This is a genomic window from Streptomyces rimosus subsp. rimosus, assembly GCF_000720725.1.
Classification (GTDB): Bacteria; Actinomycetota; Actinomycetes; order Streptomycetales; family Streptomycetaceae; genus Streptomyces; species Streptomyces rimosus_A.
In genome coordinates, this window is record NZ_JOCQ01000052.1 from 1 (window position 1) to 13031 (window position 13031).

The 13031-nt window shown below is 73.5% G+C and carries 4 protein-coding genes; 1 reads left to right on the forward strand and 3 read right to left on the reverse strand.

All coding sequences use genetic code 11. The annotated features are described in order from the left end of the window. Positions 1 to 256: 256 nt before the first annotated feature. The 3 genes from IH45_RS0125120 to IH45_RS01000000144085 all read right to left on the reverse strand — a co-directional run bounded on the left by IH45_RS0125120 (position 257) and on the right by IH45_RS01000000144085 (position 12178). Positions 257 to 544, reverse strand: coding sequence for a hypothetical protein (locus IH45_RS0125120; RefSeq protein WP_032918297.1), 288 nt, complete (start codon positions 542 to 544; stop codon positions 257 to 259). 321 nt (positions 545 to 865) lie between these two features. Further along, complete coding sequence (locus IH45_RS0125125; RefSeq protein WP_030672705.1) at positions 866 to 1345, reverse strand: MSMEG_6728 family protein; 480 nt, start codon at positions 1343 to 1345, stop codon at positions 866 to 868. A gap of 96 nt (positions 1346 to 1441) precedes the next feature. Beyond that, positions 1442 to 12178 (reverse strand): non-ribosomal peptide synthetase, encoded by a 10737-nt coding sequence (locus IH45_RS01000000144085; protein ID WP_050515166.1) that lies wholly within the window; start codon positions 12176 to 12178, stop codon positions 1442 to 1444. Positions 12179 to 12286: 108 nt separating this feature from the next. Between IH45_RS01000000144085 and IH45_RS1000000145440 the strand changes: the two genes are divergently transcribed. Continuing rightward, on the forward strand, positions 12287 to 13027 hold the full coding sequence (locus tag IH45_RS1000000145440) for a 4'-phosphopantetheinyl transferase family protein (RefSeq protein WP_158813265.1): 741 nt from the start codon (positions 12287 to 12289) through the stop codon (positions 13025 to 13027). Positions 13028 to 13031 lie beyond the last annotated feature (4 nt).

The following is a 13031-nucleotide window of genomic DNA, read 5'->3' on the forward strand; positions in this document are numbered from 1 at the left end:
GCTTGTCCTCGTCGGCATGCGGCCAGTTGAAACCGAGCATGTCCAGGACCCACTCCAGCGGATCCGGCAGCATGAGAGACAAGACGAAACTCCCCCGTGGAAATGCGTGAAATCGTTCAGTGGAAGGTGGCGGCCCGCGCGGGACGCCTCCTGTCCGGGAATCAGCTGTCCGTCCGGGCCCGGTGCCGGGGTGTGAAACCAACGGCACCCCTCGCCGCGGAGCGGAACGCATGAGTTCCGGTCACACCGGCCAGGCTCAGGGCGTCTCCCGGCTCAGCAGCAGGCGGTAGAGCTCGACGGCATCCTCCGGCGGATGGTTCGGAACGAACGTCACCTTGCCGTCGGCCTTGGCGATGACGGCGTTGCTGCCACCGGGGCAGGGCGGCGGCACGGTCGGATCGTCATGGACCGGATAGCCGGGGTAGATGAGGTAGCCGATGTCGAATTCGTGCACGAAAAGGCCGACCGGGCCGTTGGGCGAACCCTCAGGCGGAAACAGCGTACGGCCGATCTCCAGCGCGTGATCGGCGTCGGTCGGCACCACCGCGGGAGGGGTGGCGGACGGCGGGGGCGGCGGAGCGTAGGGCGGCAGCGACGGCGGTTGAGGGCCCGGGGCACCTGCTGTGTTTCCGCCGGCGATACCGGCCGCGTTCCCTTCCGTGCCGGCGCCTCCGTTGTTACGGGCGGAAGCCGCGTCATCCGGTATTCCACCCGTATTGCCGGACTCCGTCATGGAATGACCCTCCCCTTCTCATGGCTCAGCTGTCTGCTGATCAACCTAACCGACGCTCCTGCCGCCCTTTCGGTTTCCCGCGAGCGCGCCGACCCGCCGGTCGCCGGTCATGGCCCCGTGGCCGGCACCCCGTCACGCGTTTCGGCCGGTCGGCCGGTCGGACGTCGGCCAGACGTACGGCAACCCCGTCGGGACGTCCGGAAAGACCTGCCGGTAGTGCTCCGGATCCTTCGTCACCAATGCCGACCGGTGGCTCCGGTGGAATGCCGGGTCACCCAGCCAGTTCGGCAATTCTCCGGCGTCGGAAAGGGCGGCGTACGAGCGGATCTCAGCTCGTGGGCGGTGGGCGGTGAAGTCCGTGGTCATGGTGACGGCGCAGGTGTCCTGGCGGCCGGCGTCGGTCCATACCCGGCACATTTCCAGCCCGTACCGAACCAGCGCCTCCTCGTAGCCCTGCCACATCCGTACGGCCGGATGATGCCGCCAGCCATAGCCGGGCACGGTGAGGCCCCTCAGGACCTGGAGTGTCTCCACCCGCTGTTTCCCCAGGCGGCGTGCGTCGAGGACGGCGGCGGAGGCTGCGAAGTCGGGGTACGGGAGGAAGGTTTGCATGGGGACAGGTGTATGCCCTCGTGGCCGCCGCCGGCGGGATCGGCGGGGCCCGCTACGTCATCCGGGCGAGGTTGCGGGCCCCGTTCTCCCGACCGGCTACGGGAGCAATTCGGAGAGCGCCCTGTCCGGCCCCGCCACAGCCGCTCCCAATACTCCGATCAGCTTCTCCGCGATCCCCATCACAGTTCCCTCCTCGAACACATCCGTATTGAATTCCACAAACCCGTCCAGCCCCTCGGGAACCCCTTCCCCCGACCGCCTCTCCGTGAGCCCGAAGGACAGGTCGAAATGCGAGACCCCGAGATCCACCGGCTCGGTCCGGGCCGCGTGGCCGCCCAGGGTGAAATGGCGCTCCGGTGCGTTGTCGAGGGTAAGGAGGGTTTGGAAGAGGGGGTGGCGGGCGGTGGAGCGGGTGGGGTTGAGGGCTTCTACCAGTTGTTCGAAGGGGAGGTCCTGGTGGGACCAGGCGGCGAGGTCGGTTTCGCGGACGCGGTGCAGCAGTTCGCGGAAGGTGGGGTCGCCGGAGGTGTCGGTGCGCAGGACCAGGGTGTTGACGAAGAAGCCGACGAGGTCGTCGAGGGCCTGGTCGGTGCGGCCGGCGATGGGGCTGCCGAGGGGGATGTCGGTGCCGGCGCCGAGGTGGGTGAGGAGGGCTGCCAGGCCCGCCTGGACGACCATGTAGAGGCTGGTGCCGGTGTCGCCGGCCAGGGCGTTGAGGCCTTGGTGGAGGTCGGCGGGGATGTGCAGGGGGAACATGTCGCCCTGGTAGGTGGTGACCTCGGGGCGCGGGCGGTCGAGAGGGAGGGGGATTTCGGCGGGGAGGCCGGACAGCGTGGAACGCCAGAAGTCGAGCTGGCGGCTGTAGGTGCTGTCGGGGTCGGCCGGGTCGCCGAGGAATTGCTGTTGCCAGAGGGTGTGGTCGGCGTACTGGACGGGGAGCGGCGTCCACTGGGGTTCCTCGCCCGCGCTGCGGGCGTCGTAGGCCGCGGCGAGGTCGCGGGACAGGGGGGCCATGGACCAGCCGTCGCCTGCGATGTGGTGCAGGAGGAGGAGCAGGACGTGGTCCGTCGGGCCGGTCGAGAAAAGGGTCGCCTTCAGCGGGTGTTCGGCGGTGATGTCGAAGGGGTGGCGGGCGGCCTTCTGCAAGGCCGGAGCGAGATCGTCGGGGGTCGCCTCCACCACGGTGAGGAGGTCCCGGCCCGAGTCCGGCGGGAGGATGATCTGCTGCGCCGCGCGGGCGCGGCGCGGGAAGACGGTGCGCAGGCTCTCGTGGCGAGCCACGAGGTCGCCGATGGCGGCGCGTAGGGCCGCGGGGTCGAGTTCGCCGGAGAACCGCAGGGCCAGGGGGATGTTGTAGGTGGGGCTGGGGCCTTCGAGGCGGTGCAGGAACCAGAGGCGGCGTTGGGCGTAGGAGAGGGGGATGCCGGCGTCGGGGCGCACGGCGGGTTTCAGCGGTGGGCGGGCCTCGGACGTGGCGCTGTCGATGCGCCGGGCGAGGGCCGCGACGGTGGGGGCCTCGAAGAGGGCGCCGATGGGGAGTTCCACGTTCAGGGCCGTACGGATGCGGCTGATCAGGCGGGTCGCCATCAGGGAGTGGCCGCCGAGGACGAAGAAGCTGTCGTCGATGCCGACGCGCGGGACGCGCAGGACGTCGGCGTACAGCGCGCAGAGGATCTCCTCCTTCGGTGAACGCGGGCCGCGTCCGCCGAGTTCCGAGCGCGGGTCGGGGGCGGGCAGCGCCGCGCGGTCCACCTTGCCGTTCGGGGTGAGCGGCAGGGCGTCGAGTGCGACCAGGGCGTACGGGATCATGTAGGCGGGCAGCCGGTCGCGCAGGTGGCGGCGCAGGGCCGTGGAGTCGAAGGCTTCCTTGGTCACGGGGACGAGGTGGGCGATCAGGCGGGTGTCGCCCGGGGCGATCTCGCGCAGGTTGACGGTGGCCTGGGCGACGGCGGGGTGGGCGTCCAGGACGGTTTCGATCTCGCCGGGTTCGATGCGGAAGCCGCGCATCTTGATCTGGGAGTCGGCGCGGCCGACGTAGTCGAGCTGTCCGTCCGCGGTCCAGCGGACCAGGTCGCCGGTGCGGTACATACGGGCGCCCGGGGCGCCGAAGGGGTCGGGGAGGAAGCGTTCGGCGGTCAGCCCCGGCCGGTTCAGGTAGCCGCGGGCGAGGCCCGCGCCGCCGACGTACAGTTCGCCGGTCACCGACGGCGCCACGGGGCGCAGCGCGCCGTCGAGGACGTAGGCGCGCATGTTGTCCATGGGGCGGCCGATGGGGACCGTACCGGCGACGCGCCGCGGTGCCTGGAGCGCGTGGTACGTGGCCGCCATGGTGACCTCGGTGGGCCCGTAGACATTGTGGACGCGGGTGTCCGGGCAGGCGTTGAGGATCTTCTGTACGGCGGACGGGGAGGCCGCTTCGCCGCCCGTCCAGACCTGGCGGACGCCGGAGAGGGCGGCCGGACATTCGTCGGCGATCAGGTTGAACAAGGCCGTGGTGAGGAGGACCGCGGTGATGTGGTGGTCGGTGAGCAGGGCGCGGTAGTCGTCGGGGGTGAGGTCGCCGGGCGGGGCCATGACCAGGTGGCCGCCGTTGAGCAGGGGGACCCACAGGTCGAAGGTGGAGGCGTCGAACGCGGTGGAGGCGTGGCCGAGCACGGTGTGCCGGGCGCCGTCCGGCGCGCCCTCGCTCCAGCAGTGGTCGGCGGCCAGGCCCACCACGTCGCCCTGGGTGACGGCGATGCCCTTGGGGGCGCCGGTCGAGCCGGAGGTGTACATGACGTACGCGACGGTGTCGGCGCAGGCGGTGGGAGCGGCGAAGTCGGTGGCGGGGAGGTCCGCCGACGTGCCGTCGCAGGCGTCCACGTTCAGGGCCGGTACGCCGGGGAGGTAGGCGGCGGCCGGCACGTCGCGCCGGGTGAGGACGAGGACGGCCTCCGTCTCGGCCGCGATCAGGCGCATGCGGGCGGCCGGGTAGCGCCGGTCGAGCGGTACGTACACGCCGCCCGCCTTGAGGACGGCGAGGATCGCCACGACCAGGTCGGTGGAGCGGTCCAGCAGGATGGCGACGCGGCTCTCGCCGCCGACTCCGTACTCGCTGGTCAGGTGCCTGGCCAGGCGGTTGGCGCGGGCGTTCAGTTCGGCGTAGGTGAGGGTGGTGCCGTCGGCGGAGGAGGTCACGGCGGGGGCGTCGGGGTGGTCGGTCGCCGCGGCCTGGAACGCCTCGGCGAGGGACGTGCGCACGACGGGCCGGTCGGTGGCGTTGACCTCGCCGAGCAGCAGGGCGCGCTCGTCGGCGGTCAGCACGTCGAGGTGGGCGAGCGACTGGTCGGGGTCGGCGGTCACCGCGTCGAGCAGCGCGACGAGCCGGGCGGCCAGCGCTTCGACCGTGCCGCGGTCGAAGAGGTCGGTGCTGTATTCGATCGCGCCGTCCATGCCGGGCCGTTCACCGTGCGCGCCGCGCCGTTCGGTCAGGAAGACCGACATGTCGAAGCGGGACGCGTCGACGTGCACGGGTTCGGTGTGGGCGGGGTGGCCGCCGAGGGTGAACTCCCCCTCGGGCACGTTGTCGAGGGTGAGCATCGTCTGGAAGAGGGAGTTGCGGGCGGCGGAGCGGACCGGGTTCAGGGCCTCGACCAGCTGCTCGAAGGGGAGGTCCTGGTGGGCCCAGCCGGTGAGGGCGGTGTCCCGTACGCGCTGGAGGAGTTCGCGGAAAGTGGGGTCGCCGGAGGTGTCGGTGCGCAGGACCAGGGTGTTGACGAAGAAGCCGATGTGGTCGTCGAGGGCCTGGTCCGTACGGCCCGCGACCGGGCTGCCGAGCGGGATGTCCGTACCGGCGCCGAGCCGGGTGAACAGGGTGGCCAGGCCGGCTTGGAGGACCATGTAGAGGCTGGTGCCGGTCTCTCCTGCGAGCGCGTGCAGGCGCTGGTGCAGTTCAGCGGGGATCTCCCAGGTGATGGAGTCGCCGCGGAAGGAGGCGCGCTGCGGTCGCGGGCGGTCGAAGGGCAGGGCGATCTCCTCGGGGAGGTCGCGCAACTGCTCGCGCCAGTAGGCGATCTGACGGCCGTAGACGCTGTCCGGGTCCTCGGGGTCGCCGAGGAACTGCCGCTGCCAGAGGGTGTAGTCGGCGTACTGGACGGGCAGCGGCGTCCACTGCGGGGCCCGGCCCGCGCGGCGCGCGTCGTACGCCGTCGCCACGTCGCGCGACAGCGGGGCCATCGACCAGCCGTCACCGGCGATGTGGTGCAGGAGGAGGAGCAGGACGTTTTCCTCCCGGCCCTGCTCCTGCTGATTCCCCGGCCCGACGCGGAACAGCTTCACGTGCAGCGGCAGGTCGGCGGTCAGGTCGAAGCGGTGCCGCGCCGCCTCCTTGAGGAGTGCGCGGAAGGCGGCGGGGTCGTCCGGCACGTCCTCCGGCTCCGTGACGCTGAGGATGTCGAAGGCGTCCGGCTCCGTGGCCGGGTCGAGGACGACCTGCCGCGGTGTGCCGCCGGTCTCGCGGAAGACCGTGCGCAGGCTCTCGTGGCGGGCCAGCAGGTCGCCGAGCGCGGCCCGCAGCGCCTGCTCGTCGACCGGTCCCGCGATGCGCAGCATGAGCGGGATGTTGTACGTGGGGCTGGGGCCCTCCAGGCGGTACTGGAACCACAGGCGGCGCTGGGCGTAGGACAGGGGCAGGGCCTCGGGGCGCGGCATGGGCCGCAGGGCGCTGCGGGTGCGCGCGGTGGACAGGCCGAGGCGTTCCACCAGGGCCTCGACGGTGGGTGCTTCGAAGAGGGCGGCGATGGGCAGTTCCACGCCGAGTACGGCGCGGATGCGGCTGACCAGGCGGGTGGCGAGCAGGGAGTGGCCGCCGAGGGCGAAGAAGCTGTCGTCGATGCCGACGCGGGTGACGCCCAGGAGGTCGGCGTACAGCTCGCACAGGATCTCCTCCTGCGGCGAGCGCGGGGCCCGGCCGCCCGCTTCCCCGCCGGCGCGGGCCGGATCGGGGGCGGGCAGGGCCTTGCGGTCCACCTTGCCGTTGGGGGTCAGGGGCAGCGCGTCGAGCACCATGATCACGGACGGCACCAGGTGCTCCGGCAGCCTGCCGAGGAGGTCGCGGCGCAGATCGGCGGCGAGGGTCTGCCGGGCGGCGTCGGCGGTGGGCACGACGTAGCCGGTCAGGCGCAGGCCGCCGGTGCGGTCGGCGCGCGCCGCGACGGCGGCCTGGCGCACTGCCGGGTGTTCGGCGAGCGCCTGCTCGACCTCGCCCGGCTCGACGCGGTGGCCGCGCACCTTGACCTGGTCGTCGGCGCGGCCGACGAACTCCGGCTGCCCGTCCGCGCGGCGCCGTACGAGGTCGCCCGTACGGTACATGCGCGCGCCCGCCGGGCCGAACGGGCAGGCCACGAACCGCTCCGCGGTCAGCGCGGACCGCCCCAGGTAGCCGCGGGCCAGGCCGGAGCCCGCGAGGTACAGCTCGCCCGCGGCGCCGTCCGGGACCGGGCGCAGCAGCGCGTCGAGCACGAAGAGCCGTACGTCGCCGATCGGCGCGCCGAGCGAGGGCACGACGCGCCCGCTCAGCGGCTCACCGGCCGTGGCGCACACGGTGGCCTCGGTCGGCCCATACGCGTTGACCATGCGCCGCCCCGCCGACCACCGTTCCACCAGGTCGGCCGGGCACGCCTCGCCCGCCACCACCAGCGACGCCAGGCCGGGCAGCGTCGCCTGGGGCGGCAGCGCGGCCAGGACCGACGGCGGCAGGGTGGCGTGGGTGACCTGCTGCTCGGCGAGCAGTTCCTCCAGGCCCGCGCCGGGCAGCAGGCGCTCCCCCGGTGCCATGACCAGGGCGGCGCCGGACAGCCACGTCACGCACATCTCGGAGACCGACGCGTCGAAGCTCGGCGAGGCGAACTGCAGGACGCGGCTCTCCCCCGTGACCGCGAAGCGCTCGGCCTGCGAGGCCGCCAGCGCGGCGAGGCCCGCGTGCGTGACGACGACGCCCTTGGGCGTGCCGGTCGAGCCGGAGGTGTGGATCACGTACGCCGGGTGGGCCGGGCGCAGGGCGGTGGCAGGGGCCGTCTCCGGGTGAGCGGACAGGTCACGGCGTACGGCTGTCTCGTCCAGGACGAGGGCGGGCGCGGCGTCGGTGAGGACGAACTCGCGGCGCGCCTGCGGATATTCCGGGTCGACGGGTACGTACGCGCCGCCCGCCTTCAGTACAGCCAGCAGCGCCACCGCCAGCTCCACCGAACGCGGCAGCACCACGGCCACCCGCGCCTCCGGCCCCACACCCTGGCCGATGAGCCAGTGCGCCAGCCGGTTCGCCCGCGCGTCCAGCTCCCGGTACGACAGCGTCTCACCCTCGAAGACCAACGCCGTCGCCTCCGGCGTACGCGCCACCTGCTCGGCGAACAGTCCGGGCAGCGTGCTGTGCCGTACGGCGGGGGCGGCGGCCGACGCGTCCCGGCGCAGCCGCTCGCGCTCCCCGGCCGTCAGGATGTCGAGGTGGGCGAGGGGGACGTCCGGGGTGGCGGCCGCCGTTTCCAGGACGCGGACCAGCTGGGCGGCGAGTGTTTCGGCCGTGCCGCGGTCGAAGAGGTCGGTGCTGTACTCCACGAAGCCGTCCAGGCCGCGCGGCTCGCCGTGCGGGCCCTGGCGCTCCCAGAGGCTGAAGAAGAGGTCGTACTTGGCGGTGCCGGTGCTGATCAGCTCCGAGCGGGTGCGGACGCCGAGCCGTTCGAAGCCGCCCTCCGGGGCGTTCTGCACGGCGGCGACCACCTGGAACAGGGGCTGCCGGCCCGCCGAGCGCACCGGGTTCAGGGCCTCGACCAGCTGCTCGAAGGGCAGGTCCTGGTGGGACCAGGCGGCCAGGTCGGTGTCGCGGACACGGCGCAGCAGCTCACGGAAGGTGGGGTCGCCGGAGGTGTCGGTGCGCAGGACCAGGGTGTTGACGAAGAAGCCGACCAGGTCGTCGAGGGCCTGGTCGGTGCGGCCCGCGACGGGGCTGCCGAGCGGGATGTCCGTACCGGCGCCGAGGCGGGTCAGCAGAGCTGCCAGTCCGGCTTGGACGATCATGAACAGGCTGGTGCCGGTGTCGCGTGCCAGTGCGTGCAGGTCGGCGTGGAGGGCGGCGGGCAGCTCCAGGGCGAAGGCGTCGCCCCGGTACGTCGCGCGCCGCGGGCGCGGGCGGTCGTACGGGAGGGCGATCTCCTCGGGGAGGGCCTTCAGTTGCTCCGTCCAGTAAGCCAGTTGGCGGCTCTGGACGCTGTCCGGGTCCTGCGGGTCGCCGAGGAGGTCGCGTTGCCAGAGGGTGTAGTCGGCATACTGCACCGGCAGCGGGGACCACTGGGGCGCCGCGCCCTTGCGCCGTGCGTCGTACGCCTCGGCCAGGTCGCGCGCGAGCGGGGCGGCGGACCAGCCGTCCCCCGCGATGTGGTGCAGCAGGAGCAGCAGGACGTGCTCGCGATGTTTCACGTGGAACAGCGTTGCGCGCAGCGGAAGTTCGGTGGCGATGTCGAAGGGGTGGCGGGTGGCTTCGTGGAGCAGCCGCCGTACGTCGTCGGGACCGGTCCGTACGACGGAGAACACCAGCGGCAGATCGCCGGGGTCGCGGACGACCTGGTGCGGAGTGCCGCCCGCCGTCTCACGGAAGACCGTGCGCAGGCTCTCGTGCCGGGTGAGCAGGTCGCCGACTGCCGCCCGCAGCGCGTCGTGGTCCAGTTCGCCGGAGAGGTGCAGTGCGAGCGGGACGTTGTACGTGGCGCTCGGGCCCTCCAGGCGGTGCAGGAACCACAGGCGGCGCTGGGCGTACGACAGCGGGAGCGCGTCGGGCCGCGGGGCCGGGCGCAGCGCCGGGCGCCCCCCGGAGACCGCGGCGTCGATGTGCTCGGCGAGCCCGGCGACGGTGGGGGCCTCGAACACGGCGGTGATCGGCAGGTCCACGTCCAGGGCGGTGCGGATGCGGCCGATCAGGCGGGTGGCGAGCAGGGAGTGGCCGCCCAGGGTGAAGAAGCTGTCGTCGATGCCGACCCGCGGCACGCCGAGGACATCGGCGTACAGCTCGCACAGCACGCCCTCGCGCGGGGTGCGCGGCGCCCGGCCGCCGGTCCCGCCGCCGACGTGGGACAGGTCGGGCGCGGGCAGCGCGGCGCGGTCCACCTTGCCGTTCGGCGTCAGGGGAAGGGTGTCCAGCGCGACGATGGCGGAGGGCACGAGGTAGGCGGGGAGCCGGTCCCGGAGGTGCCGGTGCAGGTCGGTGACCAGGGCCGCGGTGGTCAGGGCGGCGCCGGGGTCGGTGGTGTGGTCCGCGAGGGGGCCGGTGAGGTCGCCGGACGGGCGGCAGAGGGCCACGGGGGACGCCGACGCCAGGTCGGCCTCCGGCGCGAAGAGGACGTCGTACTGTCCTTCCGTACCGTCGGGCGACCAAGTGACGGCCGTCCACAGACCGAGGCGGGCGCCCAGTTCGGTGATCAGCTCGGGTTCGACACCAGCGGTGGCGTCGGCTCCGCCGAGCCGGGCCCGCGCCTCACCCACCGGCAGCCCCGCCGCCACGGCGGCCACCGCCGCCGCCTCGCCCGCCAGCCGCGGGTTGGGCACTCCGGTCAGCCGCAGCCGCTGCCCGGACCGCTCCCGCAGGACGGCCTCCAAGCCACCGGTGTCGGCCACGTCCTCGCCCCAGGCCAGGCACGGTACGTCGGCGAAAGAGACGGTGCGCGCGGGCTGCTTGTGCAGGACGGCGTCGTAGCGGTGGCGGGTCAGCTCGTTGTGGTGGCGGGTGCCCTTGAGCCGGAGGTCGGCGCCTGCTGCCAGGTCCGGCAGTTCGGCGGGCAGCGCGGCGAAGAAGTCGGGGTCGACGAGGAGTTCCTTCTCCAGCCGGACGCCCTGGTCGATCACCGCCGCGAGCGCGCCCGTCCCGGTGCCGGCGTCGGCGCGGGTCAGCTCGACGGCCGTACGGAAGTGCCGGAGCAGGCGCCGGTTGCGGAGGTCGCCGAGGAAGATCCGGCCGCCGGGGGCGAGCAGGTCGGCGGCGTGGCGCAGGACGCGCAGGAAGTAGGCGGCGTTGGGGAAGTACTGGGTGACCGAGTTGATCACGATGGTGTCGAAGTAGCCGGCGGGCAGGCCCGTCGTGTCGTCGGCGGGGCGGCAGCTCAGCTCGACCTTGCCGGCCAGCTCCGGTACGGCGGCGACCTGGCGGCGCAGCCGCTCGACGGCGGGCGCGGAGAAATCCGCGCCCCAGTACGCCTCGCAGGCGGGCGCGACCTTCGAGAGCAGCAGGCCGCTGCCGACGCCCATCTCCAGGACGCGGCGCGGCTCCAGCGCGAGGATGCGCCGGACGGTCTCGGCGCGCCAGTCGCGCATCTCCTCCACGGGGATCGGGGTGCCGTCGTAGCTGCTGTTCCAGCCGCTGAAGTCCTCGCCGAACGGCGGTTCGCCGTCCTGCGGCTTGGCCTCGTCGGCGTACACGAGGTCGTGCATCCGCTGCCACTCGCCGACCTGGTGCGCGTCGGCCCCGGGGGCGTCCGGCGCGGGGCCGTCGGCCGGTACGACGTAGCCGATCAGGCGTACGTCGCCGGGCCGGTCCTCGCGGGCGGTGACCACGGCCTGCCCGACCCCGGGGTGCCCGGTGAGCGCCTGCTCGATCTCGCCCGGCTCGACGCGGTGGCCGCGTACCTTGACCTGGTCGTCGGCGCGGCCGACGAACTCCAACTCACCGTCGGCCCCGTACCGTACGAGGTCGCCCGTACGGTACATGCGCGCACCCGCCGGGCCGAACGGGCAGGCCACGAACCGCGACGCGGTCAGCGCGGACCGCCCCAGGTAGCCACGGGCCAGGCCGGTGCCGGTGACGTACAGCTCACCGGTGCCACCCGCCGGGACCGGGCGCAGCGACGCGTCGAGCACATACAGGCGCATGTCCGCGATCGGCGTGCCGAGCGAGGGCACCACCCGGCCGTACAGCGGCTCGCCGACCGTGGCGCACACGGTGGTCTCCGTCGGCCCGTACGCGTTGACCATGCGCCGTCCGGCCGACCAGCGTCCGGCCACGTCCGGCGGGCACGCCTCGCCCGCCACCACCAGCGACGCCACGCCCGGCAGCGTCGTCTGCGGCGGCAGCGCGGCCAGCACCGACGGCGGCAGGGTGGCGTGGGTGACGCGCTGTTCGGCGACCAGCTCCGCCAGGCCCGCACCGGGCAGCAGGCGCGCGGCAGGCGCCATGACGAGGGCGGCGCCCGACAGCCAGGCGACGCAGAACTCCGCGACCGACGCGTCGAAGCTGGGCGAGGCGAACTGCAGGACGCGGCTCTCCCCGGTCACCGCGAAGCGCTCGGCCTGCGAGGCCGCCAGTCCGGCGAGGCCCGCGTGCGGGACGACGACGCCCTTCGGTACGCCCGTCGAGCCGGACGTGTAGATGACGTAGGCGGCGTTCGCCGGTGCGAGGCGCGTCCCAGGGTCGGTCGCGGGGTACGCGGAGACGTCGCGGCGCAGGGTCTCCGCGTCGATCACCAGCGCGGGGGCCGTGTCGGCGAGGACGAAGGCGCGGCGCGCCTCCGGGTATTCCGGGTCGACGGGTACGTACGCGCCGCCCGCCTTCAGTACAGCCAGCAGCGCCACCGCCAGCTCCACCGAACGCGGCAGCACCACGGCCACCCGTGCCTCCGGCCCCACGCCCTGGCCGATGAGCCAGTGCGCCAGCCGGTTCGCCCGCGCGTCCAACTCGCCGTACGACAGCGTCTCACCCTCGAAGACCAACGCCGTCGCCTCCGGCGTTCGCGCCGCCTGCCGGGCGAAGAGTTCCGGGAAGGGCATGGCGGAAACCCCCGCGTCGGCGGAAACCCCCGCGTGCGTCCTGTCGTTCACTGGTCCTCCACTCGTCGGCCGACGCCTGGAGCGGGCCGTTCAAAAGGGTCGAAAGCGGGAATGGGGTTGCCTTGCCCGGTCCGTGGGCGCTCTGGAAAGGTGATCACCATGGGGGCGAGCGGACGGCCGTGGGCGATGGTGGCGGACACGGACGAGGTGCTGGGTCTGGTTCCGGCGTACGAACGGCTGCTCACCGACGTCGAGCGGCGGCGCGCGGACGCGATGCTGACGGCACGCGCCCGGGCCGACTTCGTCGCCGCGCACGTGCTGGTGCGGCTCTGCGCGGCCCGGCTGCTGGACCGGCCCGCCGACACCCGGGTACTGGAACAGCTCGTACTGGAACAGCGCTGCCCCGGCTGCGGCTCCGCCGAGCACGGCCGCCCGTCGCTGGCCGGGCTGCCGAAGGTGTCCGTGAGCCTGTCGCACACGACGGGCGTGGTGGCCGCGGCGGCGGGCCGCGAACCGGTCGGGGTCGATGTGGAGCGGCGCAGGCTGCCGGACGGCGTACGGAGTGCCGCGGTCCGGGTGCTGAGCGCCGCCGAGCGGGCAGCGATGGGCGAACACGCTGACCCGGACGCGTACTTCCTGCGCCAGTGGGTGCGCAAGGAGTGCTTCGTCAAACTCGGCAGGACGACGCTCGGCGGGCTGGCCGCCGTCGATCTCTCGGGCCTGCCGGACGGCACCGCGGAGGGCCCGTCCCGCCACGGCGACCTGTACGTGCTCGACCACACGGACGCGCGCCTGGACGCCGTGGCCGCCGTGGTGAGCGCGGGGCGTCCCCGCATCGGAGCGCTGCCCGCGCCCGCCGATGCGCGGTGCCCGGCCGCCCCGGAGGGCCCGATCACCTGACCGT